21 protein-coding genes are annotated in these 25765 nt (G+C 38.5%); 16 read left to right on the top strand and 5 right to left on the bottom strand.

Annotated features, from left to right (window positions below):
- The first annotated feature begins 30 nt into the window (after positions 1-30).
- Positions 31-873, top strand: a complete 843-nt coding sequence (locus tag H4J59_RS10240) for a nitrate- and nitrite sensing domain-containing protein (protein ID WP_182137631.1) — start codon at positions 31-33, stop codon at positions 871-873.
- Between the two features lie 859 nt (positions 874-1732).
- On the opposite strand, the gene H4J59_RS10235 is transcribed toward H4J59_RS10240, so the two are convergent.
- The 5 genes from H4J59_RS10235 to H4J59_RS10215 form a co-directional block, all read right to left on the bottom strand.
- Positions 1733-3643 (bottom strand): methyl-accepting chemotaxis protein, encoded by a 1911-nt coding sequence (locus H4J59_RS10235; protein ID WP_182239087.1) that lies wholly within the window; start codon positions 3641-3643, stop codon positions 1733-1735.
- Positions 3644-4338: 695 nt separating this feature from the next.
- A complete protein-coding gene (gene dapD, locus H4J59_RS10230) occupies positions 4339-5169 on the bottom strand; it encodes a 2,3,4,5-tetrahydropyridine-2,6-dicarboxylate N-succinyltransferase (RefSeq protein ID WP_182239085.1) in 831 nt (276 codons plus the stop codon).
- 30 nt (positions 5170-5199) lie between these two features.
- Entirely contained in the window at positions 5200-7824 is a 2625-nt protein-coding gene (gene glnD / locus H4J59_RS10225; RefSeq protein ID WP_259369471.1) for a [protein-PII] uridylyltransferase, read from the bottom strand.
- 102 nt (positions 7825-7926) lie between these two features.
- Positions 7927-8715 carry a type I methionyl aminopeptidase gene (gene map, locus H4J59_RS10220; RefSeq protein WP_182239081.1) on the bottom strand — a complete coding sequence of 263 codons (789 nt, stop codon included), beginning with the start codon at positions 8713-8715 and terminating at the stop codon, positions 7927-7929.
- A gap of 380 nt (positions 8716-9095) precedes the next feature.
- Entirely contained in the window at positions 9096-9722 is a 627-nt protein-coding gene (locus H4J59_RS10215) for a hypothetical protein (RefSeq protein ID WP_182239079.1), read from the bottom strand.
- A 373-nt stretch (positions 9723-10095) separates the two neighbouring features.
- Between H4J59_RS10215 and rpsB the strand changes: the two genes are divergently transcribed.
- The 15 genes from rpsB to rnhB all read left to right on the top strand — a co-directional run bounded on the left by rpsB (position 10096) and on the right by rnhB (position 25765).
- Positions 10096-10824 carry a 30S ribosomal protein S2 gene (rpsB, locus tag H4J59_RS10210; RefSeq protein WP_182137637.1) on the top strand — a complete coding sequence of 243 codons (729 nt, stop codon included), beginning with the start codon at positions 10096-10098 and terminating at the stop codon, positions 10822-10824.
- A gap of 94 nt (positions 10825-10918) precedes the next feature.
- Complete coding sequence (tsf, locus tag H4J59_RS10205) at positions 10919-11791, top strand: translation elongation factor Ts (protein ID WP_182239077.1); 873 nt, start codon at positions 10919-10921, stop codon at positions 11789-11791.
- A 296-nt stretch (positions 11792-12087) separates the two neighbouring features.
- Positions 12088-12828: a UMP kinase gene (gene pyrH, locus H4J59_RS10200; RefSeq protein WP_146878084.1), complete on the top strand. Its 741-nt coding sequence runs from the start codon at positions 12088-12090 to the stop codon at positions 12826-12828.
- A gap of 19 nt (positions 12829-12847) precedes the next feature.
- A complete protein-coding gene (frr, locus tag H4J59_RS10195) occupies positions 12848-13405 on the top strand; it encodes a ribosome recycling factor (RefSeq protein ID WP_182239075.1) in 558 nt (185 codons plus the stop codon).
- 98 nt (positions 13406-13503) lie between these two features.
- Positions 13504-14271, top strand: coding sequence for an isoprenyl transferase (locus H4J59_RS10190; RefSeq protein ID WP_182239073.1), 768 nt, complete (start codon positions 13504-13506; stop codon positions 14269-14271).
- A gap of 193 nt (positions 14272-14464) precedes the next feature.
- Positions 14465-15331, top strand: a complete 867-nt coding sequence (locus tag H4J59_RS10185) for a phosphatidate cytidylyltransferase (protein ID WP_182239071.1) — start codon at positions 14465-14467, stop codon at positions 15329-15331.
- 5 nt (positions 15332-15336) lie between these two features.
- Positions 15337-16536 (top strand): 1-deoxy-D-xylulose-5-phosphate reductoisomerase, encoded by a 1200-nt coding sequence (gene ispC, locus H4J59_RS10180; RefSeq protein ID WP_182239069.1) that lies wholly within the window; start codon positions 15337-15339, stop codon positions 16534-16536.
- Positions 16537-16556: 20 nt separating this feature from the next.
- A complete protein-coding gene (gene rseP / locus H4J59_RS10175; protein WP_182239067.1) occupies positions 16557-17912 on the top strand; it encodes a sigma E protease regulator RseP in 1356 nt (451 codons plus the stop codon).
- A 29-nt stretch (positions 17913-17941) separates the two neighbouring features.
- The gene (bamA, locus tag H4J59_RS10170) at positions 17942-20416 is read left to right on the top strand and encodes an outer membrane protein assembly factor BamA (protein ID WP_182239065.1); all 2475 of its coding nucleotides are present in this window, start codon (positions 17942-17944) and stop codon (positions 20414-20416) included.
- 141 nt (positions 20417-20557) lie between these two features.
- The gene (locus H4J59_RS10165; protein ID WP_182239063.1) at positions 20558-21076 is read left to right on the top strand and encodes an OmpH family outer membrane protein; all 519 of its coding nucleotides are present in this window, start codon (positions 20558-20560) and stop codon (positions 21074-21076) included.
- A gap of 450 nt (positions 21077-21526) precedes the next feature.
- A complete protein-coding gene (lpxD, locus tag H4J59_RS10160) occupies positions 21527-22549 on the top strand; it encodes a UDP-3-O-(3-hydroxymyristoyl)glucosamine N-acyltransferase (protein ID WP_182239061.1) in 1023 nt (340 codons plus the stop codon).
- 91 nt (positions 22550-22640) lie between these two features.
- A complete protein-coding gene (gene fabZ / locus H4J59_RS10155) occupies positions 22641-23093 on the top strand; it encodes a 3-hydroxyacyl-ACP dehydratase FabZ (RefSeq protein ID WP_182234505.1) in 453 nt (150 codons plus the stop codon).
- A gap of 1 nt (position 23094) precedes the next feature.
- On the top strand, positions 23095-23883 hold the full coding sequence (lpxA, locus tag H4J59_RS10150) for an acyl-ACP--UDP-N-acetylglucosamine O-acyltransferase (protein ID WP_182239059.1): 789 nt from the start codon (positions 23095-23097) through the stop codon (positions 23881-23883).
- A 64-nt stretch (positions 23884-23947) separates the two neighbouring features.
- Positions 23948-25096 carry a lipid-A-disaccharide synthase gene (gene lpxB / locus H4J59_RS10145; protein ID WP_182239124.1) on the top strand — a complete coding sequence of 383 codons (1149 nt, stop codon included), beginning with the start codon at positions 23948-23950 and terminating at the stop codon, positions 25094-25096.
- Positions 25097-25114: 18 nt separating this feature from the next.
- On the top strand, positions 25115-25765 hold the full coding sequence (gene rnhB, locus H4J59_RS10140) for a ribonuclease HII (protein WP_182239057.1): 651 nt from the start codon (positions 25115-25117) through the stop codon (positions 25763-25765).

The raw sequence follows: 25765 nt of genomic DNA, 5'->3' as shown, positions 1-25765 counted from the left end.
GAATTAACTTAAAAAGAGGGTTACTAACAAATGAATCTTTATCAAATAATTGTACTGCTAATATTTATCCTAGTTATCTTTTATTTAAAACTAAGACTTTCTAAAAAAAATCGCTTTAAAATACAGCATCAAGGTTTGCTGAATGTAAGAGCTTTAAAAGAACTTATTTATTTTATTCAACAACACAGAGGAATGACCGCGGCATATTTAAATGGCAAAAAAGAGATGTTACCTAAAATGAAGACCATCAGACAGCGCATTCAAGAAAATATTAGAGAAAATGAGCTAACTTTTGCTAAAGATAATGAGCGTTGGCACAGCTTTTTGGATCACTGGCAAAGACTTAGTACAGGTAGTACAAGCGCAGACAATAGTTTTGATCAACATACACTACTCATTAGCAACATATTATATTTACTTGAAGACGAAGCCGAAAAAGGTCTGTTATTTTCTCAATTTTTACTACAGTTTCCTGAAGCTGGTTATGTTTGGCGTGAAGTGATCGGTGCTACAGAAATGATTGGTCAGGCAAGAGCCATTGGCGTGAGCGTCGCAACACAAAAAACTTGTTCTAGTACCGACAATATTCGTCTAAGTTTCTTACAACAACAAATTAGTGAAGTAATTAAAACTGTATTGCATCAACTTCATTGTTTGCCACAATATTTAGAAGAACATAATAAGTTAATTAAAATCACACAAGAGCAAACCGAAATGTTCTTGTCTACCGTTGACCAAGCTTTTCTTAATGCCGATAAAATTACGTTAGATCAACAAGTATATTTTGAACAAGCTAGTTTGGTTATTCAGTCTATTGATGATGTATTTGAACATCAGTTAACGCAAATCAGTAATTCTTTGGATATAGCTTAGAGACAGTTACTGATTAACTAGTACCTCCTACTTAAAAAATGCCATCAATAGCTTATGTAGCTCTTTAGCTACGAGGAATAACAAATGACAATAACAACAGTCGCTTCTGTAGCTCAAACTACATTGACTTCACCTTCATTAACACTAAAGGAAATCAAACGCTCAACACACCATCAGACAGCCCCATCAAATACATATTTCACCACCCTACCAATCTATTACAGGAGATGGGCTCTGCATTACCACCTCAATGTGTTTTGATACCGACGAAGGACAAAAAATATTATGCATGGATATTTTAGCTGAGCACCAGATTGATTTTATAGCCTCTACTTGCCTATCGCTGATGACCGCTTTGTTGTTCAAAGTTGTCGTTATGGATGTGTGACACAATGTCAGCAAAGTGGTAAAAGTGAATGTTCAGATACGAGTCGTCACCGGCAGTAATGTTTGCAGCAGTCAGATAAATTATGTTCGTTCTACAACTATATTTGATTTTTCAATCATGATATTAGTCTCAAAATAAATTTTTGGAACGGTGACTATGCCAATGATTATCAAATTGACTTTCGACCTGCTTAAGTCAACTAAAGGGTGTACAGTCGACTTTCCTATACAAAAAATTTCAAATTTTTTCTTCCGCTCTTGCGTATTAAGAAGCCAGGCTGCAACTTTATTTGGAATATTTTTGATGATTTTTTAATCAATAAAGCTTATTGCCAAATTTTTCTATCTTTATTCACAAAAGCCCATTTATGCCCAAGGGCATAAATGGGCTTGCATGGGATGTTTGTGTCGATTTTTATTTAGCTTCTACAACTGCTTAGATGTTGCTATTAGCACTTGCTAAAACTTTTTTTTATATTTTAAATCGTTCTACTAAGCTATCTAAGTTCATTGCCATTGCGGTTAACGATTCACTTGAAGAGGCTATGCGGGTTGATATTTGTGCACTATTTTCTGTACTATCACTAATCGCATGCACATGAGTATTAATTTCACCAACGACCGCGGCTTGCTCTTCTGTTGCCGTGGCGACCTGAGTGTTTAAATCTGAAATTTGTTGAATATTTGCAACAATTTCATTGAGTGCTTCTGTGGTCTGCTGAGCATCAGTCACCCCAATTTCGGCAGTCTCTTTACTTTCTCTTATACCCTCTACCGCTCGCTTAGATTCCGTCTGTAACAGGTTAATCATTTTATTAATTTCATCTGTTGCCTCGCTGGTGCGCTTTGCCAAGTTGCGTACTTCATCAGCGACAACAGCAAAACCACGACCCTGTTCGCCAGCTCGAGCTGCTTCAATAGCGGCATTTAAGGCCAACAAGTTTGTTTGCTCTGAAATGCCACGAATAACATCGAGAACACTACCAATTGCATTGCTCTTATCCGCTAACGACGCAATGGTAGTCGATACTGACTCCATCTTTTGAGCCATCTGGTAAATATTTTCAGTGGAATCTTTAACAACAATTTGTGCATGTTTAGCTTGAGTTGTTGCTTCATTTGTCGAGTCTGCTGCATGGGTGGCATTTTCGGCAATTTCGCTGATGGTTGAACCCATTTGACTAATGGCTGTTGCAACTTGCGTTGCGATATCACGCTGACTTTCGGCATCTAATCTTGACTGTTCTGCATCTTGAGAAACTTTAATAGCGGCTTGGCGAACATTTTTTGATGTGGTGGACACATCATTAACCACAGCATGTATTTTATTGATAAAGGTATTAAAGCCACGAGCTAAACGCGATACCTCATCACTACCGCTTTCACTTAGTCGGTAACTAAGATCGCCTTCTCCATCACCTAACTGACTGAATACCCGTGCAAGATCGTTAATAGGTTTGGTTAAACTTTTTGCTAAAATGATACTGATAAAGATAAAGACAACAACAATAATACCAAACCATATAAGCATATAATTTCGAGATTCGTTCAATGCTAAGTAAAGCTCAGCTTTTGGAACTTCTGCAACCACATACCAGCCAAGGCTTGAGATATAGCTAGTCGCAATGATTAAGTTTTCGGTTTCTTGGAATGCAAACTCTTTTTGGGATAAAAGAATTTGAGTGTTTATATTACTATAAAGATCAGTAAGTTTTGTTTTGTCACTTTTTTCCTTATCTTTATGAATTTTTACTAACCCTGAATCATCGACAAGATAAACAAAGCCAGATTCTTCAATTTTAAAGCTATTTAAATAACTCACCATGTCATTAAATGACTTTGACAAGCCTGATATACCTCTTCCGTTCAGCTGCTGATAGTTGATAAATACATCTACATTACCATTAGGGTATGCGTAGGTACTGGCGGACTCTTGCTTGTTTCCATTGGTGAACGCAAAAAACCAACCATCAATATTGTCATCTTTAAGTACACGAAGAAAACCATCTTGGTTCCAATATTTAGCTGTTTTACGATCGGCAAAAGATGCATTACTCAAGTTGTTATCTTTAGCTATTTTATCTAGCATTTTTATAACGTTAGCGTCATTGTCTGCACTCGCACCAGACTTTATCCAATCAAGCAAAAAGGGGTTTGTTGCAATTGATTTTGTCAGCACTTTCATTTCTGAAATTTCTCCATCCACAGCATTGCGAACACGCAGTAAAAGGTTAGGTAAGTCGGAATGCTGTAGTCGAGAAATAAGTAGTTCTTTAGCTTTTGAGTGACCGACAAATCCGACGATGCTGGTAGATATGACGACAGCCATTAACATGGCAATCACCAGTTTAGATTGGATAGAAGGGGTGTTGAAAAATCTCATCAAATTGTTCCTATGGGTAAGTTTTCTGTAGACTTTGCTGTTACGGCGATTTGACAATAAAACACTTGTTATAACAGGATTATAACAGGCTTATAACGAGCGTTAGCTATAAATTTCGGCAAGTTTAACATATGCTTGTATTTTCACCATTTAAAAAACAATAATTCAGCTATAAATTCGGCATGAGCTGATACTGATTTTATCTAATTAGCACCAGTAAAATCTATTATTTTTTGTCTGCCGCTATTTAGGCTGATTAACTGCCTAAAACCGCTAGGTATTAACACAAAGCAGTTTAATATACCTCTATTTGTAGCCGTAAATTATGATGGTGTTATTTGATAATAAAGTGTATTGAGCTTCATTATTGCAAAGGTTACAGTGGTAAGCGTTATGGCGGCAAAGCTTATAGCATTTATAAACTTGACTAAGCTAGATTATTTGACGTTCTTGCTTAATTATCTAGTGCTTTGACTGGTTGATGAACTTTTGATTTAAAGCTCTTTTTAAGCGTTGGGTTTATGGTATTGAGCATGGTACTGAGCAGAAATGTAGAAAATTTATTTGGTCAATCTAGATTAGAGGCAAGGTGTAACAAACAGCGTTTTATTTAGGAGGTGATAATATTTTCAGTAAACTTGTGCAGTGTACTTAACAACACTACACAAGTTAAGGTTAAAAGTTAAAGCAGAAAATTACTCTTCAGATACCGAGCGAAGTAAGGCATTAATACCTACTTTAGCGCGTGTTTTTGCATCAACTTTTTTAACGATTATCGCTGCATATAAGCTATAGGCACCACATTTAGAGGGAAGGTTGCCTGGTACAACAACTGAGCCTGCTGGTACTCGACCATAATGCACTTCGCCAGTTTCTCGGTCATAAATACGTGTACTTTGACCGATATAAACGCCCATTGAAATTACGGCACCTTCTTCAACCACAACGCCTTCTACAATTTCTGAGCGAGCGCCAATAAAGCAATTGTCTTCAATGATGGTGGGGCCCGCTTGTAGGGGTTCAAGTACGCCGCCAATGCCAACGCCACCTGATAGATGTACGTTTTTACCAATTTGTGCACAAGAGCCAACAGTTGCCCAAGCGTCTACCATACAGCCTTCATCTACATAGGCACCAATGTTAACGAAACTGGGCATCACCACAACATTTTTGCCAATATAACTACCTGTACGCACTGACGCACCCGGTACAACTCTGACACCATCAGCAACAAAATCGGCATGGCTGTAATCAGTGTATTTCATTGGAACTTTATCGAAAAATGTGCTTTCTGCACCGTCGATAACTTCGTTATCCCAAATTCTAAATGAGAGTAACACAGCTTTTTTCAGCCACTGATGTACAACCCATTCACCCGCAATTTTTTCTGCAACGCGCGCTGAGCCATTGTTTAATGCCGCTAATGCATCTAATACCGCTTGTTTTACCTCAGTAGATACCGTGGCAGGCGTAATGCTCATACGCTCTTCGAACGCTTGTTCAATAATTGTTTGTAATGCTAACATCAAAAATTCCTAAAATTAATTTGCTAAAGTTTATCGGTGACTATCAGCGCAAAGCATTGCTTCTAATGCGTTTTTTTGCTCTATGGTTAGTATTTGATTGTCATTATTTGAAATGGTAAAAACATCCTCAGCTTTTTCGCCAAATGTGGTGATTTTAGCTGAATGTATTTGTATGTTACATTTTTGAAAAATAGTAGCAATATTAGCCAATAAACCGGGATGATCTAAAGCCACTATTTCTAATATCGTCCGGTTTCTTGCTGTACCGTCTATAAAACTGACATGTGTTGGTACTTTAAATTGGCGAAAGCGCTTGGCTAAAGGCTTAGGCTTGATTCGAATTTCTTTTGACGCTAATTTAACGCTTAATGAGCGTGCTATGGACAGGGCTCTAGCACTATCATTAATGGCTTTATTACGGTTATCTAAGACCACAAAGGTGTTAGCAGTGAAGCCAGACTTATTAGTGGTTATTTTTGCATCATGAATGGACAATTTTTTCGCGCCAAGTAATGAAACAATATTAAAAAATATATTAGGTTTATCTTTTGTATAAACAAATACTTCTGTGCCGCCACGATAAGGTTTTGGACTAATAATGACCAAGGGCTTAACTTTGTTGTGCGACAAAATATGCTTAGAGTGCCAAGCAATTTGTTCAGGGGAATAACGTAAAAAATAGTCAGCTTTAAACTCTTTCCATAATTGTTTTAAGCGCTCTTGATCGAGCGATTCTACTTTTAAAATTTCAATAGCTTGTTGTTGATTTTCTCTAATTTTTGCTCTTAAATCAACTGGCTTTTCAAGACCACGCCTAAAGGCTCGTTTAGTACTGAAATATAAATCTTCCAGTAGATTAGCTTTCCAACTATTCCATAAACTTTCGTTGGTGGCACGCATGTCAGCGACAGTTAAACAGTATAAATAGTCTAAATGAGCTTCGTCTCGTACAATCGCGCCAAAAGTTTTAATGACTTCAGGGTCAGAAATATCTCTGCGCTGAGCGGTAACTGACATTAATAAATGTTTTTCTACTAGCCAAGCGATCATTCGACCATCGTGATCACCTAATTTATGGATTTTAGCAAAGTCTAACGCGTCAATCGCGCCAAGTTTTGCATGATCACCACCACGGCCTTTAGCAATGTCGTGAAATATACCGGCGAAATATAACAGTTCAGGTTTACGCACGCGTTGAACAATCTTGCTGCACAAAGGGTATTCATTGTTATGTTTTACTTGGCTAAAACGATACAAGTTTTTCAATAAACGAAAACTGTGTTCGTCGACAGAATAGGCATGAAATAAATCAAATTGCATTTGGCCAACAATATTTCGCCATAGCGGTAGGTAAGCACCAATAATTGAATGGCGGTGCATAAGCGTAAAGGCCAAACCTAGACCACGAGGGTGTTTAACTAATGCGACAAATATTTCCCGACAGCGAGCATAATCAATCATACCTGAGACTAAACGCCGGCGCGCATTACGCATTAAGCGCAAAGTCTCCGGATGTAAGTCAGTGATTTCTTTATGTTGGGCAATCAGTAAAAACATTTCCATAATCATGGTTGAACGGGTAAAAACGCGTTTATCACAGACCTTGATTTGACCATCGATAATGACAAAGTCATCATTAAGCACTATTTTTTTACTGTGTTTTTTCTCGTTTAATATAGCGTATTCAAAATGCTGCAAGAGCATTCTATTTAACTCTGAAACACGCGATATAATGCGGAAGAATCTTTTCATCATCCGCTCGATAGCAAGCTTGCCACCATCGCCAAAACCCATTAATTCAGCAACATCAGCCTGGTAGTCAAACAGTAAGCGGTTTTCATTACGCCCAGCGATAAAGTGCAATGCACAGCGCATGCGCCATAAATAATCTTGACACTCAAGCAGTTCAAAAAACTCATTAGTGGTGAGGTAGTTATGGTCAATCAATTGCTCAAGCGTATCTGCCATAAAATGGCGCTTGGCAACCCAGCCAATAGTTTGAATATCGCGTAAACCACCAGGGTTAGCTTTCAAGTTAGGCTCGAGAGTATAAGATGCGCCATGGTATTGTTGATGACGTTGATACTGTTCATTACGCTTGGCAAGAAAAAACTTTTCAGAGGTCCAAAATATGTCTTCAATCAACAAGGGTTGTAATTGAGACACTAAGGCATTATTACCGCAGATTTGTCGTAATTCCATCAAGTTTGTGGCGATGGTTACATCGTCAATTGCTTGATTAAGACATTCTTTTATGTTGCGAACACTATGGCCTATATCAAGTTTTACATCCCAAAGTTGGGTAATAAAAGCGGATATTTTTTCGGCTAAGTCATCGGCTACGACATTTTGGGTAATTAATAAGATATCAACATCTGAATAGGGATGAAGCTCTTTTCGACCATAACCGCCAACAGCAACCAAACTGATTTGAAATTCATCCAAATGGTGCTGACACCAAAGTTTGGTTAAAATCAGATCAACATAAAAAGCCCTAGCAGCAACAAGCGAGGTAACTTCACTAATGGGAAACTGCTCTTTTTGCCACTGAAGAAATTCATTACTCAGTACACATATTTGTGAACTATTTAATGAAGGGGCACTAACGGCGAGAGCCTCAATGTACTTCTCTGGAATTAATGATGATGTATTCAACAATTAGCTCTCATATTTGGCTCTCATAGTTTTATTGATATTGTCATTAGCTTTTAAGTTAAAATAATACTAAGGGTTACTGACTTATAAAGTATTAAGCATTTAATTATGTAATATTCGGGCAATGGTGTCATCTTTGCGTAAGGTTAATATTTCGCAACCCGTTTTGGTCACTACAAGGGTGTGTTCCCATTGCGCTGACTTTTTACCATCTAAGGTATATACCGTCCATTTATCTTCTTTGTCGAGCAAGGTATTAGCACGACCTAAATTGATCATAGGTTCGATGGTAAAGCACATGCCTTCTTGCATCTTTTCGTTGTCATTATTTTTATAATGAACAATTTGCGGTTCTTCATGGAATACTGTGCCTATACCATGGCCACAATATTCTTTGACTATCGAATAACGACCCGATTTTTTGATGAATTTTTGAATAGCAGTCCCTATCTCACCAAAGGTATTGCCAGGCTTAACTTTTTTAATGCCGATATAAAGTGCTTCTTGGGTAATACGACAAAGACGATTATCTTCAGCAGACGTTTCGCCAATTAAAAACATTTTACTGGTGTCACCGTGGTAACCATCTTTTATCACGGTAATATCAATGTTGAGTATATCGCCATCAACTAAAGGCGTGTCATTAGGAATGCCGTGGCAAACTACGTGGTTAACCGAAGTACAAATAGACTTTGGAAAATTATGGTAATTTAAAGGTGCTGAAATGGCATTTTGTACTTTGTCAGTAAATTCAGCACATAAGGTGTTAAGCTGGTCGGTTGTTACGCCGGCCTGAACGTGAGGCTCGATCATTTCCAATACATCTGCAGCAAGTTTTCCCGCAATTTTCATTTTTTGAATATCTTGCTGATCTTTAATCGTTATTGTCATAAAACCTCAAACGTGACTCTGTAAATAATGTGATTATGATAAATTAATTAGCTACTTATTGTATTGCAATAAACTGTATCGCAATACAGTTAGTCGTAGGTAAATAATAATTCTGGATGATTTTACCTGTTTTTGTTACTTTTTCCCAATCGTAAAACGCTAGAGTGAATAGTTAAATAAAAAATAGCGGATATTTGCTAGGTGTAGCATGTAAATATTAACGATGGAAAAAGCACAGGGTAGCAGTTGAAAATAATTTCAACTCTCTTTTTCTCTGCTTATCGAACGATGTTTATTGAGCTATTTCTCTTGAGCTATTTCTATAAAGTAATGCCCTTTAAAAAAGAGTGATGACAACGCAAAATTGTCATCACTTAGCATTAAGATAAATTCTCTAATTCAATGTTAACTGCTTCTACTATGGCTTCAGGATTCTCTAAATAAAGGTTGTGATTTAACAAAACCAAACTCTCATTGCATGCCAATAACATCGCTGGAATGGCTTGTGTGCCAATAATTTCCTGCACTTCTGTAATGTCATGAATAGCAAATTCAGCATCTTTGGTTAACTTGTTAGATTGCAGGCACTTTGCTGGTGGTGACAGTTTGAGCTCTTCAATTATTTCACTAACGCTTTCTTGGTCAGTCAATTCATTACCCAAAACAAAATGTGCATGCTGCAATTTCGTTAATAATTCAAAGGCAGACTTTGCTGATTTGTTTTGCACCCAGGCCATTAAGTTAGCGGCTAAAGTCGAGTCTTTTGTGTAATTGAGTGTATCAAGGTAATTAGCACCAAACACGACTTGACTAAATTCGCCTACATCAGCAAGGGTAGTGGCTGATACTTTGTTGTCGCCATCGTAATAGCCTATGTGCATAGCTCTAAGCGTAATGTTTGGAAAAGCACTTAACACTTTTTCAACTAATACTGCAGAGGCATAGCTCCAAGGACAATGACTATCATAAATATAAAAAAGTTCTGCATTTGTTGTGTTCAATGACATGAGTTAACGAACCTGATAAAAATGTGGCTTAATTTTAACTTGCTGCTATTAAAGATCCTAGCCCTTAGTAAAATAAAATATCATTAAGCTTAATTTCAAGTTAAAAACTAGTTAATTGCTCTAGAATATGTTATAAAGTGCGCCGTTAAATTGTTTGTCTGAATCTTCAATGATGCTTGTCTAAATCTTTGCTGATTTTTTCGAATATATTTAGCACTAAAAAGGGTATTGAAAAAATTCAGTACATTAAAACTAAACTCACATACATCTAGCAAAGATATACCGGGGTGCTCAGCGAATTTACAATAAGTAAAGCGCAATAAGGGTCGTGTATATTGGATGTATGAACGCTTAACCCCACAAAGGAAAAAACATGCCAAACGTTTCTATGCGCGATATGCTTAAAGCAGGTGTTCATTTCGGTCACAAAACCCGTTATTGGAACCCAAAAATGAAATCATACATTTTTGGTGCTCGTGATAAAGTTCATATCATCAACCTTGAACAAACTGTACCAATGTTCAACGACGCTCTTGCTGTATTAAGCAATGTTTCTTCGAAGAAAGGTAAAGTTTTATTTGTTGGTACTAAACGCGCAGCAAGCGATGCTATAAAAGATGCAGCAATAAAATGTGATCAATTTTACGTAAATCACCGTTGGTTAGGTGGTATGTTGACTAACTGGAAAACAGTACGTCAATCAATCAAACGTTTAAAAGATCTTGAAGCTCAAAGCTCTGACGGTACATTTGAAGCACTTACTAAAAAAGAAGCTTTAATGCGTACTCGTGAAATGGAAAAACTTGAGAAAAGCCTTGGTGGTATCAAAAACATGGGTGGTTTACCTGATGTTTTATTTATTATTGATGCGGATCATGAGCACATTTCTATTAAAGAAGCTAACAACTTAGGCATTCCAGTAATTTCTGTTGTTGATACAAACTCAAATCCAGATGGCGTTGACTACATCGTTCCAGGTAACGATGATGCGATTCGCGCTGTGACCTTATACTTAGATTCTGCAGCTAACGCTGTACTTTCAGGTCGCGAGCAAAACATCGCAGTACAAGCTGAAAAAGACGGTTTTGTTGAAACTGAATAAATTCAGTTTTAAGTAACGTTTTATGCTGTTATTACCACAACAATTTTGGTTGTTGTGGTAATTACTGAACACTTTTTATATTGAGGAAAATTTCATGACAATTACTGCTGCACAAGTTAAAGAATTACGTCAACGCACAGCTGCGGGGATGATGGATTGTAAAAAAGCTTTACAAGAAGCTAACGGCGATATGGAACTTGCGATTGAAAATATGCGTAAGTCTGGCCAAGCGAAAGCGGCTAAAAAAGCGGGTAATATCGCTGCTGAAGGTACAATCTTAATTAAAACTGAAGCTGGCCTTGCTGCTTTAGTTGAAGTTAACTGCCAAACTGATTTCGTAGCAAAAGATAATAACTTCCTAGCTTTTGCTAATGAAGTTGCTGATGCCGCTCTTGCTGCTAGAGCAACTATCGAAGAGTTACAAGCTCAATTCGAAGAAAAGCGCATTACGCTAGTGACAAAAATTGGTGAAAACATCAATGTTCGTCGCGTAGAATACATTGAAGGTACTACATTAGCGACATACAGTCACGGCGCTACCATAGGTGTTGTTGTTGCTGGTGAAGGTGATGCAGAAGCACTTAAACACATTGCTATGCACGTTGCTGCAAGTAAGCCTGATTACATCAATCCTGAAGATGTTCCTGCTAATGTTGTTGAAAAAGAAAAAGCGATTCAATTAGATATCTTAAAAATTGAAAATGACAAGCTTGAAGACAACAAGAAAAAGCCTGTAGAATTGCTTGAAAAAATAATCATTGGTCGTATGAAAAAATTCACTGGTGAAGTATCTTTAACCGGTCAACCTTTCATCATGGAACCTAAGAAAACTGTCGGCGTTATTTTAAAAGAGAAAGGCATTTCAGTTGCTAACTTTGTTCGTTTAGAAGTTGGTGAAGGTATTGAGAAGAAACAAGAAGATTTTGCTGCTGAAGTTGAAGCACAAATCGCTGCGGCAAAAGCTTAATTCACTTTGGTGAATTGAGATGAGTTAAAGCATATTTCTTGAAAAAGCGCCGATTGGCGCTTTTTTTATAGCAAAATTTTGCAGATAAAGCAGGCTATAATAAGTCAGCTATTTTGGATAATGTATAATTATCGTTCAAATATCATACTATTTTGTCATTGAAAAACAATAAATAGCTTCTAGGGTAGACTTTTTTCATATTTGACTTTCGAACCGTGGCTAAACGTATTAAAATAATCGTGGTCGATCAGACCTAGTCTATTTTAATTTAAAAATTCTTAAGGAATGTTTATTACATGAGCATCAACCCCAAACCAATGTATCGTCGAATTCTTTTAAAACTTAGTGGTGAAGCCCTAATGGGCGAAGAAGGTTTTGGCATAGATCCAAAAGTATTGGATCGCATGGCACAAGAAATAAAAGAATTAATCGAAATGGGCATTCAGGTTGGCTTAGTTATTGGCGGTGGTAATCTGTTTCGTGGTAAAGGCCTGGCTGAAGCCGGCATGAATCGAGTTGTGGGTGACCAAATGGGCATGTTGGCAACCGTGATGAATGGCTTAGCCATGCGTGACGCTTTACATCGTGCTTTTGTTAATACGCGTTTAATGTCAGCAATCGATTTAGCAGGTGTTTGCGACCGCTATAATTGGGCTGAAGCTATTAGCTTATTAAAATCTGGCCGTGTGGTTATTTTTAGTGCTGGCACAGGTAACCCATTTTTTACCACTGATTCAGCAGCTTGTTTACGTGGTATTGAAATTGAAGCGGACGTGGTGTTAAAAGCGACCAAGGTTGACGGCATTTATTCAGAAGATCCAGTGGCTAATCCAGATGCAACTTTATACAGCCATTTATCCTATCAAGACGTTTTAGAAAAAGAATTACAAGTGATGGATTTAGCTGCTTTTACGCTAGCGCGTGATCACAGTATGACGCTACGTGTGTTTAACATGAATAAACCTGGCGCATTAAAGTCTGTCATTATGGGTGGTGATGAAGGTACAACGATAGATCACGCCAAAAATTTAAATTAATTAGTGCAGGAATAAAATAGTGATAAACGAAATAAAACAAGACGCTCAAGAAAGAATGGCGAAAAGTATCGAGTCATTAAAAATTAGTTTGAACAAAGTACGTACTGGGCGAGCACATCGCTCATTACTCGATAATATTGTTGTCTCATATTACGGTATGGATACACCGCTTAACCAAGTGGGTAATATCGCTGTGCCAGACGCACGTACTCTAGCTATTACTGTATTTGACAAAGGTATGATTGGTGCGGTTGAAAAAGCCATTTTAAAGTCTGACTTAGGGCTTAATCCGTCATCACAAGGTACGTTAATTCGTATTCCTTTACCGGCACTAACCGAGGAGCGACGTAAAGACTTAGTTAAAGTCGTTCGTGCTGAGGCCGAAGGCGGTAAAGTTGCGGTACGTAATATCCGTCGTGATGCAAATACTGATATTAAATCATTAAATAAAGAAAAAGAAGTCAGTGAAGATGAAATGCATCAAGCGGAAGATGACGTACAAAAAATCACTGACACGTTTATTAAACAAGTCGATGATATTTTGACCGTTAAAGAGAAGGAATTAATGGAAATTTAAAATTTTCATTGCTTAATCCATAACGCCGTAGATAATGACTACGGCGTTTTTGCATAGACCAATTTAATACTCAGCGTTAAGCTTACTATGGAGAGTATGTGAGTAAAACAGATAACCAAATTAATCCCTTGCTAGCAGTAGAGGCAAAAATACCTCAGCATATTGCTATTATTATGGATGGTAATGGCCGTTGGGCACAGTTAAGAGGAAAAAAACGCGCAGCAGGGCATAAATCTGGTGTTGAGTCAGTGAGATCTTCAGTCGCTACGGCAGCAAAAAGTGGTGTTAAAGCGTTAACATTATTCGCCTTTAGTAGCGAGAACTGGCAACGCCCTGAAAGTGAAGTTGGCGTTTTGATGGATCTGTTTATGTTTGTGTTAACCCGAGAAGTTAAACGATTGCATAAAAATGGTATTAAATTTAATGTTATCGGTGACTTGAGTAAGTTTTCTAGCAAATTGCAGGGAATGATTAAAGACTCAGAAGCTTTAACGGCTGAAAATACCGGTATGGTATTATCAATTGCCGCTAACTATGGCGGACGTTGGGATATCGCTCACGCAGCAAAAAAATTGGCAGAAAAAGTAGCACGTCAAGAAATCAAAGCTGATGAGATTACCGAAGCAGCACTTCACGAACAAACAAGTTTGGCTCAGTTACCTGAATTAGATTTATTGATTAGAACAGGTGGCGATTATCGCATAAGTAATTTTTTGCTTTGGCAAGCAGCCTATGCAGAGTTATATTTTACCGATGTGTTATGGCCAGACTTCAATGAAAAAGAATTTATAAAAGCGATTACTGTGTTTGACCAACGAGAACGACGTTTTGGTCAAACGGGTGAACAAGTAACTAATAAAAACTAAAAATACTTAATAGCAATTTGATTAATCAAGTGATCTACTTTTTTAATGAGGAAAAATGGATAAATACCAGGCATAAAATTTAGTCAGTAGTTATTCTACTTGTAAATTTATAACGCCGTGTTTTTTCATTTTAACCATTAAAAATCAACTGATAATTAATCAAGTTCCTATAACACAATTTAAGGAATATCGTTTGTTAAAACAACGAATTATAACTGCATTAATACTCGCACCCGCTGCGATTTGGGCGATTTTTTATTTATCTCTAATTAACTTTGCAGCAGTAATGCTAGTTGTTATGGCGATTGGTGCTTGGGAATGGGGACCCTTAATGGGTTTTGTTAACAAGCGTCGCCGATTAGCTTTTGTCGGTATCACCAGTATATTAATAGCAACATTATGGCATTTCTTACCACTTGAGCAATTGTGGCATGCACCAAAGATTTTACTTGAGCAGGCCAATATAGTGCTATGGTTAGCTGTTGCTTGGTGGTTGTTGTCTGCAGGCTTAACCTTTTTATACCCCCGCTATAGCGCATTCTGGTCAAGTCATCGCTCCGTGCGCGGAATTTTTGGCTGTTTAACCTTAATTCCTACCTGGTTGGCTTTTATGGTACTTAGAAGTAGCGATTACCAAGTAGACAGTTACCATGGCGCGCAATTATTGATGTTTCTGCTTCTCATGGTGTGGAGTGCTGACGTTGGTGCCTACTTTGTTGGCAAGTCTATTGGCAAGCGCAAACTGTTACCCAATGTTAGCCCAGGTAAAACCTTAGAAGGTTTCTTAGGGGGTGTTATTTTTGCCTGTATTATGGTGGCAGTTGCCGGTTATATTATTGATTGGTCTATAGTGCAATATCGTGTCGTAATACCCGTAACAATTTTAATTACCACTATTTCTGTCTTGGGTGATTTAAATGAAAGTATGTTTAAACGTCAAGCGGGTGTAAAAGACAGTGGTACAATATTGCCAGGGCACGGTGGTGTACTTGACCGTATTGACAGTTTAACCGCAACAGCACCTATCTATGCGTTATGTTACGTATATTTGGGTTGGTAGAATAAATGCAAAAATTGTGTATTCTAGGCTCTACCGGATCCATTGGCAAAAGCACTTTAGATGTTGTGCGATTGCATCCTGAAAAATTTGATATCGTGAGTTTGTCGGCCTATTCAAGCGTTGATGATATTTTTAATCAATGCCTAGAGTTTCAGCCTAATAAAGTTGTTATGGTCTCTGAAATACATGCCGAACTGCTGGTTAAAAAATTGCTTGCCGCAAAACTTGCTCACATTGAGGTGACCTCAGGTACTTCTGCGCTTGAAATCATCGCGCAAGACCCTGTCATTGATACCGTCATGGCTGCCATTGTCGGTGCTTCAGGCTTATTGCCGACACTAGCGGCGGTAAAAGCCGGTAAAAAAGTGTTGCTCGCTAATAAGGAAGCTTTAGTGACTTCTGGCGCCATATTTATTGAGGCCGTAAAAGAGTTTGGCGCCCAGCTTTTGCCGATTGATAGTGAACACAATGCAATATTTCAGTGTTTACCGTTAAGGGCACAACAACAGCCAGGTTATTGTGACCTAGCTGATAATGGGGTGAGTAAAGTCTTATTGACGGGTTCAGGTGGGCCGTTTAGAACCTGGGAGAATCATGAGTTAGAACATGTGACTCCCGCACAGGCTTGTGCACATCCTAATTGGGATATGGGCCGTAAAATATCCGTTGATTCAGCTACTATGATGAATAAAGGCTTAGAGTTTATTGAGGCTAAATGGCTGTTTAATATTGACCCTGATGATATTCAAGTTGTGCTGCACCCGCAAAGTACTATTCACTCTATGGTGCAATATAAAGATGGCTCTGTTATTGCTCAAATGGGTAATCCTGATATGCGTACACCGATTGCGCATGCATTAAGTTTTCCACAACGCATTGAATCCGGCGTCGCACCCTTTGATTTTTTCGCAGCAAAATCATTAGAATTTCAAGCAGTCGACCTCGTCAAGTACCCGAATTTAAAGTTAGCCATTGATGCCTGTAAAAGTGGCCAAGGTGCATGCACGGCACTGAATGCCGCCAATGAAATTGCCGTTGATGCTTTTTTAAACGAAAAAATTAAATTTACTGATATTGCGAAAATAAATGAAACTTCTGTCAATAAGTTTGTCTCAGAAAAGGTGACTTCAATCGAAGATGTTGTTGCTTTGGATAAAAATGTTAGAATTTTCGCACAATCACTGATAACTCAAGCCAAGCATTAGCGTAATTAAAGAGTAGTAGCATGATAGAGTTTATATGGAATCTTGTGTCTTTTGTTGTTGCACTGGGTATTTTAATTACCGTTCATGAATACGGTCATTTTTGGGTCGCACGTAAAAACGGTGTGCAAGTAGATCGCTTTTCTATCGGTTTTGGTAAAGCCATTTGGCGTAAAGTCGATCGTCACGGCACTGAGTTTGTTATCGCCATGATACCACTGGGCGGATACGTTAAAATGCTCGATAGTCGAGTCGATGACGTAAGCGAAGCACAAATAAGTCGCACCTTTAATGCCAAGTCAGTGTATCAACGCATTGCCATTATAGCCGCTGGGCCTTTTGCTAATTTTGGCTTTGCTATTGTCGCTTTCTATTTAATGTTTTTAATTGGTGTGCCAAGCGTAAAGCCTATTATTGGTGAGGTAACAGCGGGTTCAATTGCTAGTGAAGCTAACTTACCAAAAAATAGTGAAATAATCGCTATTTCAGGGCATGAAACCTTAGACTGGCAAGCGGTTAATTTAGCGTTAGTCAGTGCAATGGGCGATAACAATATTATTTTTACGGTAAAGACCTCGGATAGAACATCAAGTCAAGATTTTAACTTAAATACCAAAAACTGGACATTTGCTCCGGAAAAAGAATCTTCGATAGCTAGCTTAGGTTTTATGCCGTATCGGGCTAATGTGCAAGCAAAGTTAGCCGTTGTTGCAGCAGGTAGCCCAGCAGCAAAAGCAGGTTTAGTCGTGGGTGATGTATTACTTTCTATTGCGGATGAAAACATTAATGGTCAGTGGCAGAAGTTTTCTGATCAAATTAAACGCTATCCAGACAAAAACATTCCGGTTAGGGTATTACGAGATGGTAAAGAATTAACGCTTAACGTTCAACCTGAGTCAAAAATGCTGCAAGGTAAGGTGATTGGTTATTTAGGCGTACAGCCGATATCGGATCCCTATCCAAAAGAATATTTATTTGAACAAGCTTATGGTCCAATATCTGCACTTGAACAAAGTGTGGTAAAAACATGGAATTTAGTAACATTAAGTTTTGATATGATTGGTAAGTTAATTACCGGTGACGTATCAGTTAAAAATTTAAGTGGCCCAATATCAATTGCACAAGGTGCAGGTAATAGCGCTAGTTATGGCTTTGTTTACTTTCTGGGCTTTTTAGCGCTGATTAGTATCAACCTTGGCATCATTAATCTTTTACCTTTACCTGTTTTAGATGGAGGACATTTGTTTTATTATTTTATCGAGCTTTTAACGGGGAAACCCGTGCCAGAAAAAATACAAGAAATAGGTTTTAAATTTGGTACTATAGCGCTACTAAGCTTAATGAGTATCGCCATATTTAACGATTTATCGCGATTATAACTAAAAGAAGTATATAAAGTTAATATTTTATGATTATTAAAAAACTTACCCTGGCGGTATTATTAGGTAGTTTGGGAACATCAGTGCAAGCGGCTGACGATTTTCAAGTAGAAGATATTCAAGTTAAAGGGCTACAGCGTGTTGCGCTAGGAGCAGCCTTAACTCATATCCCATTCAATGTCGGTGATAACTTAAACGAGTTTCGTGTATCACAATCAATTAAGGCACTTTATAAGTCTGGCCACTTCAGTGACGTTGTGGTCTCAAGAGATGCTAATACGGTTATTTATCGGGTCCGAGAAAGAGCAACGATTAGTGCTATTACTTTTGATGGTAATAAAGATCTCAAAGAAGAGCAATTGACCGAAAGCCTTGACGGCAGTGATATACGTGTTGGTGAAACGCTAGATATGACCGTTATCTCAGGTCTTGAAGTCGGTTTAGAAGATTTTTATCACAGTGTGGGTAAATACAACGCTGATGTTAAAGCTAATGTCACTCACTTACCGCGTAACCGGGTTAACATCGACTTTGTTTTTAAAGAAGGTGATGCTGCTGCGATAGAGCAAATCAATATTGTCGGTAATGAAAAGTTTTCAGATACCGAGTTGCTCGAGCGAATTGAATTAACTTATGATTCACCTTGGTGGGACTTTATGGCGCAAGATCGCTATCAAAAGCAAACCTTGCAAGGTGATATGGAAACCATTAAAAGCTACTACCTCGACCGAGGTTACTTGCAATATAAAGTTGATTCAACGCAAGTATCAATGACACCGAACAAAGAAGCGGTATATATCACGCTTAATGTTACTGAGGGCGAGATTTATACTGTTAGTGAAGTTGACTTTATTGGTGACATGGCCGGCTTTGAAAAAACTATTCGTGCCATTACCCCGATTAAAACTGAAGAACTTTACAATGGTGCGCTGGTGACTTATTCAGAAGAGTTAGTTAGCAAGTTTTTAGGTCGCTATGGTTATGCCTATCCAAAAGTGGTGACTATTCCTGAAATTGATGAAGAAAACAAAACCGTGAAACTGGTCTTGTCGGTCGACCCAGGTAAACGAGTTTATGTTAATCGCATTAACTTTAAAGGCAATAATGTCACCTCTGAGAGCGTTTTACGCCGTGAAATGCGTCAAATGGAAGGGGCTTGGTTATCTAACAACCTCGTTGAAGGCTCAAAAGCTTGGTTACAGCGTTTACCTTATATGGAAACGGTTGAATTTCAAACTAACCAATTACCTGGTGAAGACGACCTCGTTGATATTGACTTTGAAGTAAAAGAACAACCATCGGGTTCATTTACTGCTGGTATTGGTTATGGCTCAACGACACAGTTAAGTTTAAACGCGGGTATTCAGCAAAATAACTTTTTAGGTACCGGTAATCGCTTAGGCTTTAGTGTTAATACCTCAAGCTACTCAAAAAGTGCTAATGTTTCTTACACCGACCCTTATTTTACGGTTGACGGTGTTTCGTTAGGCGGCAATCTTTTCTATCAAGAGTTTGACGCCGGTAATGCCAACCTAGTTGAGTATAATAATAAAACTTACGGTGCGGGTATCACCTTAGGTTTTCCTATTAACGAGTATTTGCGCTTAAGTTTTGGTGCAGGTTATAAGAATAATGGTATTACTCGCTTAGAATCTTACGAACAAATTCAAAAGTTTTATGAATTATATTCAGATCCTAACGATCCTGATGGTGGTTTAAACTTTGAGAACTTTGATCTTAATGCTGCCATATCACGTTCAACGCTGAATCGCGGAACATTTCCTACTGCCGGCTCGCAACAAAGTCTGTCTTATAAAATGACCACGCCTAACTCAGACGTAAATTATTTTAAAATTAACTTAGATACTAAATGGTATTTTCCGTTAACCCAGGACCAACGCTGGACTGTTTTAGCTAAGTTTCAGTTAGGTTATGGTAATGGTTATGGTTCTGTCGAAGGCAACGACCAAGTTTTACCATTTTGGGAAAACTTTAGGGCGGGTGGCTCTGGCACTTTAAGAGGCTTTGAATCAAATATTGTCGGACCACGTGCCATATATCGCCGGCCCACCTCAATTCCAGGGACACCTGATTCAGTTGGCTCCGATGGTGGCTGTTGTTTAGGTCCTGATCACGATTTCATTCAAACCTCTAGACGTTCTGTTGGTGGTAATGCTATTGCTATTGCAGGTCTTGAACTTATTGTACCAACGCCATTTTTAGACGAAGGCTTTAGCAACAGTGTTCGCACAAGTATATTTATTGATGCCGGTAATGTTTGGGATACCGAATTTGATTTAAACAGCTACAAGGACTTGAATAGCATTGAACGTGAAAAAATTGATGACTACTCCGATGTAGGTCGCTATCGAGCGTCGGCAGGGTTATCTGTACAGTGGTTATCACCCATGGGGCCAATGATTTTTAGTTTTGCTAAAACGTTGAAAGAAATTGAAAGCGATGATACCGAATTCTTTAGCTTTAATATCGGCCAAACGTTTTAAGTTTTGCTTAAATAAAGGTTGTTAATTGACATAATTTAGCTTCCTTTAAATAAATAGGCTTGAACCAAATTAACTGAGGCGGTATAACTACCGCATAACAAAATTAAATAAAAATATTGAAAAATATTTTAGGAGTAAAAATTGAAAAATTTGATTAAATCTATCGCTATGGCTACTGCAGCATCAGGGTTTTTATTAGCAAGTTCAGCTATGGCAGCAGAGCAAAAAATTGGTGTAGTTAACTTTCAAGAAGTTATGGGTAAAATTCCACAAACTGCAGCAATAATGAAAAGTCTAGGCGAAGAGTTTAAAGACGAACAAGCTGTGTTATCACAACTTGAGACAGAAATTAAGTACCTTCAAGAAAAGCGCAAGCGCGATGGTTCTTTGATGAGTGCTAAAGATATTGCAGATCTAGAAGCTAAAATTGGTACGCTTTATCAAGATTATCAAGCGAAAGGCAAAGCATTTCAGGAAAAAACTGGTGCGCGTAAAAACGAAGAAACTAATAAAATCATCGCATTGGTTCGCCAAGCAATAGACAATATTGCTGCAAAAGGTGATTATGATTTAGTACTTGAGCAAAGTGCCGTAGTTTACTCAAAACCAGATTCTGCCATCACAGCAGAAGTGGTTAAGCAAGTTAGTGTACTGAAGTAATAATTTATTGTTAGGCTGTTTGAATAAAAGCTAATGCAGTTCTTTATTCTTTGCTTTCTCGTCTATTTAATATTCCGAATCAAGTTGATTCGGAATATTGCGTTTAGCCCTAAGATGGCTAGCACTTTTCTTTAAGTCGAAATAGATTAAACAATTGACTAGATTCAATGAGACAAAGAGTCATGTTCAATACGGATAATTACTGCTATATACGCTGATGACTTACACCTATGTAAGAACATGGCTTCACGGCATACGGCAATACTTCTACGTCGATGTAAGCCAATAGAACAAGTTCGCAGCACATTGTTGAAATAGTTTACTGATGTGATTGTGCACAACGAAAAGTGTATTATTTAGACGATTTTAAGCTGAACAATTAATTAACCTGCCTAGTATAACGGCTACTTTAAACTTTACCTTAGACAACATATAAAAAAGTTGATGCTTATGAGTTACATTCTTGCAGACATTGCAGAAAAAATTGGGGCTGTTGTTCGAGGCAATGGACAATGTGAAATATTGAGTATTGCCACTTTAGCTAGGGCATCATCCGGGCAAATCGCTTTTTTAGCGAACAGTAAATACAGTGATCAATTAGCAAAAACTCATGCCAGTGCAGTTATTGTCACCCAAGCTGAAGCGGAAAAATGTCAAACCAACGCTTTAGTTATGGATAATCCTTACATGGGCTATGCTCTAGTTGCGCAGTTACTTGATACCACACCAAAACCTGCTCACAGCATTCACGCCAGTGCTGCTATCGATGATGGCGCTATTATTGGTGAAGGCGTCACTATTGGTGCTAATGCGGTGGTTGAAGCCGGTGTTAATATTGCAAACGGCGTCAGTATAGGTGCAGGGAGCTTTATTGGTATTGGGGCTCAAATAGGCGCTAACTCTAGCATTTGGTCGAACGTTAGTATTTATCATGGCGTGGTTATTGGTAACAATTGTTCAGTGCATGCTAATACCGTTATTGGCTCCGACGGTTTTGGTTATGCAAATAATAAAGGCAGTTGGGTTAAGATACCGCAACTAGGCACAGTTATTATTGGCGATAATGTCGAAATTGGGGCGAGTACGACAATAGATCGTGGCGCTTTAGGTGACACTATTATTAACAATGGTGTTATTTTAGATAATCAAATACAGATTGCTCATAATGTGGTGATCGGTGAGAATACGGCCATGGCGGCTTGTAGTGTTATTGCTGGCAGTACTGAGATTGGCAAGAATTGCGTTATTGCCGGCCTTGTTGGTATAAATGGTCATATTAACATCGCTGATGGCTGTGTATTTACCGGTATGACCATGGTAACAAAATCTATATCTGAGCCAGGGGTTTATTCATCTGGCATGCCATGTCAACCCAATAAAGAATGGCATAAGAATAACGTAAGAATTAAAAAACTTGAATCGTTAACTAAACGCTTAAGTACAGTAGAAAAAGAATTATCCCAATTGAAATAATTCTCGCTAACGAATGAATTCATTAAGTTAATGGCGATGAGTAAAGAATTTGCACTTAAACGTCATAGTTAAATACATAAAGGAATAAATTTTGGAATCGCAAAATAATATTATCGATGTTGAAGGAATTAAACAGATCATTCCACATCGTTACCCGTTTTTATTAGTTGATCGTGTACTTGACTATTCGCCTGGAAAGTCAATCCATGCGATAAAAAATGTCACAGTCAATGAGCCTGCATTTTTGGGGCATTTTCCAAGCTATTCTATCTTTCCAGGTGTACTTATTCTTGAGGCGCTGGCCCAGGCTAGCGGTATTCTAGGCTTTAAATCAGTTGCAGATAAAGTCGATGGTGAATTGTTTTTATTTGCCTCAATTGATAAAGCAAAATTTAAAAAGCCCGTTCATCCTGGAGATACCATACATTTGCATTTAGAACTTATTAAAGAGCGCCGTGGCATGTGGAAGTTTTACGGCGAAGCTAAAGTTGATGGCAAAGTGGTATGTTCTGCGGATTTAATGTGCGCAAGAAGAGCAATATAATATGATAAATTCAACGTCATTGATCCATCCGCAAGCTATTATTGAAGCTGGGGCTGTTATTGGCAAAAATGTTAACATTGGACCATGGACTCATATCGCAGCGAATGTTGTTATTGGTGATAATTGCCAGATAAGTTCACACGTGGTTATTAACGGCCCAACGACTCTGGGTAATGGCAATCGTATTTTTCAATTTGCCTCGATTGGTGAAGATTGCCAAGATTTGAAATATGCCGGTGAGCCAACAGAATTGGTGATCGGTGACAACAATGTTTTTCGTGAATATTGCACCGTGCATCGCGGTACTATTCAAGACAATAATCTAACGCAAATTGGTAGCAACAATTTATTTATGGCTTACACCCATGTTGCGCATGACTGCATGGTTGGCAGCCACTGTATTTTGGCAAACGGTGCGTCTATTGCAGGCCATGTTCATGTTGGTGACCATGCCATTATTGGCGGTATGACAGGTGTGCATCAGTTTTGCCATATTGGCGCGCATTGTTTTGTTGGCGCCAATTCTTTAATTCTTAAAGATATTCCTCCTTATGTTATGGCCTCAGGCCAACCGGCAAAACCTTTTGGTTTAAATAGTGAAGGCTTAAAACGCCGTGGTTTTGATAAAGAGGTTATCTTGCATATTAAACGTGCTTATAAAGCGGTTTATCGCCAAGGCTTAACGGTTGATGAAGCCATGAAAAAAATTGCTGAAGGGGATGCAAGTACAGCTGAATTAACCTTCTTTACTGACTTTATTAAAAATTCAAGTCGCGGTATTATCCGTTGATTTTCCTGTGATTAAAGTGAATTCAAAGCCGTTATCTGACCATGATTTACCTAGTAGTGAAACGATGAACGATGTTGTAGTAACTTTTGCTATGGTGGTTGGTGAGCATTCTGGCGACACCTTAGGTGCGAGCTTAATGCAACAACTGCAACTGAGTTACCCTAAGGCCAAATTTATCGGTATTGGCGGCCCTAAGATGTTGGCGTTGGGTTTTGAAAGCCTATTTGATATGGAAGAACTATCGGTAATGGGGGTTTTTGAAGTGCTTGGGCGCTTGCGGCGGTTATTGCATATTCGAAAAACCTTAAGCGATTATTTTATTGCCAATAAACCTAACGTTTTTATCGGTATTGACGCGCCTGACTTTAATATTAGCTTGGAAGCACGGCTAAAAACACAAGCGATAAAAACCGTACATTATGTCAGCCCTTCAGTTTGGGCTTGGCGTGAAAAGCGCGTTTTCAAAATTGCCAAAGCAACCAATATGGTGCTGTCTTTATTACCTTTTGAAAAAGCTTTTTACGACAAACATCAAATCCCTTGTACTTTTGTTGGCCATTCGCTTGCTGATGATATTCCGCTGGTGAGTGACAAAGGCATGGCGCGACAAGCGCTCGGTTTATCTGAGTCAGCAAAAATACTGGCACTGATGCCAGGTAGTCGTTCAGGAGAGCTTGCACGACTGGTTGAGCCATTTTTATTGACAGCAAAAAAACTCTTGGGTACTGAGCAGGAAAATAGCAGTGAAGTTATCTTTGTTGTGCCTATGATCAGTGAGCAAAGGGCGCAACAATTTCATCAATTACACCATAAAATAGCGCCAGAGCTTTCGGTACAGGTTATCGTTGGCAAAACTCAACAAGTCATGGCTGCCAGTGACTGCTTATTAACCGCATCAGGTACGGTCACGTTAGAAGCCGCCTTAGTAAAACGTCCAATGGTGATTTGTTACAAGTTTAACCCGCTGACTTATCATATGTTTAAAGGTTTTGTAAAACTGAAGTGGTTTTCATTGCCGAATCTACTTGCTAACAAAAGCTTAGTGCCTGAGCTTTTGCAAGCAGAGGTTAGTGTAGAAAATATTCTACCTTTAGTGACAGAGCGTTTGTTTGAAGATCAGTCTGCGTTGAATCAAGCTTATACTGATATCCACTTAACGCTTAAGCAAAATGCTAGCAAGCAAGCGGCTAAAGCGGTTATCGACTTATTATAATAGTGAACTAGAGTAATTATGCCTGCAGTTAAAAAAGTTTTTCCACCTTTTGTATATCCCCTAGCCTATTGCATTGCCGGTGTTGATGAAGTGGGTCGCGGGCCATTGGTCGGCGATGTCGTGACGGCTGCGGTGATATTAGACCCTGACAATCCAATTGAAGGATTAATGGACTCTAAAAAGCTTTCAGAAAAAAAAAGACAGCATTTGTCAGGAGAAATTAAGCAACGTGCTATTGCTTGGTCAATAGGCCGTGCGTCGCCAGAAGAAATTGACAGCCTCAATATTCTCCACGCCACCATGTTGGCGATGCAACGTGCTGTGCAAGGATTAAACGTGACACCTGATTACGTCTTAGTCGATGGTAACCGTTGTCCAACGTTTGCTCATGAAAGTGGTCATATTATGGGGCAAAGTGTAGTTAAAGGCGATGCGCGTGTAGCTGAAATTAGTGCCGCCTCTATTTTAGCGAAAGTAGCCAGAGATGGTGAGATGGTCGCCTTAGATAAGCTATACCCTTACTACGGTTTTGCACAACACAAGGGTTATCCAACAAAAGCACATTTAGAAAAAATCATTGAACATGGGGTATTAGATTGTTATCGCAGAAGTTTTAAGCCTGTCGCCAATGTACTTGCTAATACAGCAGCCCATATTACCAATAATTAG

This window comes from Colwellia sp. MB02u-10, assembly GCF_014077185.1.
Classification (GTDB): Bacteria; Pseudomonadota; Gammaproteobacteria; order Enterobacterales; family Alteromonadaceae; genus Cognaticolwellia.
This window is presented reverse-complemented; position numbering and strand designations above follow the sequence as displayed.

What these genes read in the sequence shown, in the direction of transcription:
- rnhB (WP_182239057.1), top strand. Translation starts at nt 25,115, where the DNA reads ATGCCTGCAGTTAAAAAAGTTTTTCCACCTTTTGTATATCCCCTAGCC.
- bamA (WP_182239065.1), top strand. Translation starts at nt 17,942, where the DNA reads ATGATTATTAAAAAACTTACCCTGGCGGTATTATTAGGTAGTTTGGGA.
- pyrH (WP_146878084.1), top strand. Translation starts at nt 12,088, where the DNA reads ATGAGCATCAACCCCAAACCAATGTATCGTCGAATTCTTTTAAAACTT.
- H4J59_RS10240 (WP_182137631.1), top strand. Translation starts at nt 31, where the DNA reads ATGAATCTTTATCAAATAATTGTACTGCTAATATTTATCCTAGTTATC.
- rseP (WP_182239067.1), top strand. Translation starts at nt 16,557, where the DNA reads ATGATAGAGTTTATATGGAATCTTGTGTCTTTTGTTGTTGCACTGGGT.
- dapD (WP_182239085.1), bottom strand. Translation starts at nt 5,169, where the DNA reads ATGTTAGCATTACAAACAATTATTGAACAAGCGTTCGAAGAGCGTATG.
- H4J59_RS10235 (WP_182239087.1), bottom strand. Translation starts at nt 3,643, where the DNA reads ATGAGATTTTTCAACACCCCTTCTATCCAATCTAAACTGGTGATTGCC.
- lpxD (WP_182239061.1), top strand. Translation starts at nt 21,527, where the DNA reads ATGAGTTACATTCTTGCAGACATTGCAGAAAAAATTGGGGCTGTTGTT.
- map (WP_182239081.1), bottom strand. Translation starts at nt 8,715, where the DNA reads ATGACAATAACGATTAAAGATCAGCAAGATATTCAAAAAATGAAAATT.
- lpxA (WP_182239059.1), top strand. Translation starts at nt 23,095, where the DNA reads ATGATAAATTCAACGTCATTGATCCATCCGCAAGCTATTATTGAAGCT.
- ispC (WP_182239069.1), top strand. Translation starts at nt 15,337, where the DNA reads ATGCAAAAATTGTGTATTCTAGGCTCTACCGGATCCATTGGCAAAAGC.
- H4J59_RS10215 (WP_182239079.1), bottom strand. Translation starts at nt 9,722, where the DNA reads ATGTCATTGAACACAACAAATGCAGAACTTTTTTATATTTATGATAGT.
- rpsB (WP_182137637.1), top strand. Translation starts at nt 10,096, where the DNA reads ATGCCAAACGTTTCTATGCGCGATATGCTTAAAGCAGGTGTTCATTTC.
- lpxB (WP_182239124.1), top strand. Translation starts at nt 23,948, where the DNA reads ATGAACGATGTTGTAGTAACTTTTGCTATGGTGGTTGGTGAGCATTCT.
- tsf (WP_182239077.1), top strand. Translation starts at nt 10,919, where the DNA reads ATGACAATTACTGCTGCACAAGTTAAAGAATTACGTCAACGCACAGCT.